This is a genomic window from Nocardiopsis lambiniae (genome assembly GCF_031845465.1).
Lineage (GTDB): Bacteria > Actinomycetota > Actinomycetes > Streptosporangiales > Streptosporangiaceae > Nocardiopsis > Nocardiopsis lambiniae.
In genome coordinates, this window is sequence record NZ_JAVREP010000048.1 from 1 (window position 1) to 722 (window position 722).

At 59.0% G+C, this 722-nt stretch carries 1 rRNA gene; it reads left to right on the top strand.

Annotated features, from left to right (window positions below):
- A 23S ribosomal RNA gene (locus RM479_RS27455) occupies positions 1 to 695 on the top strand; the annotation flags it as partial.
- Positions 696 to 722: the final 27 nt, after the last annotated feature.

Genomic DNA, 722 nt, shown 5'->3' on the forward strand with positions numbered 1-722 from the left:
CCGTGATCCGGTTCGGGGACAGTGTCTGGTGGGTAGTTTAACTGGGGCGGTTGCCTCCCAAAAGGTAACGGAGGCGCCCAAAGGTTCCCTCAGCCTGGTTGGTAATCAGGTGTCGAGTGTAAGTGCACAAGGGAGCTTGACTGTGAGACGGACGTGTCGAGCAGGAGCGAAAGCTGGGACTAGTGATCCGGCACCGGCGTGTGGAAGCGGTGTCGCTCAACGGCTAAAAGGTACCCCGGGGATAACAGGCTGATCTTCCCCAAGAGTCCATATCGACGGGATGGTTTGGCACCTCGATGTCGGCTCGTCGCATCCTGGGGCTGGAGTTGGTCCCAAGGGTTGGGCTGTTCGCCCATTAAAGCGGCACGCGAGCTGGGTTTAGAACGTCGTGAGACAGTTCGGTCCCTATCCGCTGTGCGCGTTGGAGACTTGAGAAGGGCTGTCCCTAGTACGAGAGGACCGGGACGGACGAACCTCTGGTGTGCCAGTTGTCCTGCCAAGGGCATGGCTGGTTGGCTACGTTCGGGAGGGATAACCGCTGAAAGCATCTAAGCGGGAAGCCTGCTTCGAGATGAGGTCTCCTGCCTCCTTTGAGAGGGTAAGGCCCCCTATAGACGATGGGGTTGATAGGCCGGGTGTGGAAGCCTTGTGAGGGGTGGAGCTGACCGGTACTAATAGGCCGAGGGCTTGTCCGCTGCAGATAATTGGGTGCTCGCGCATAC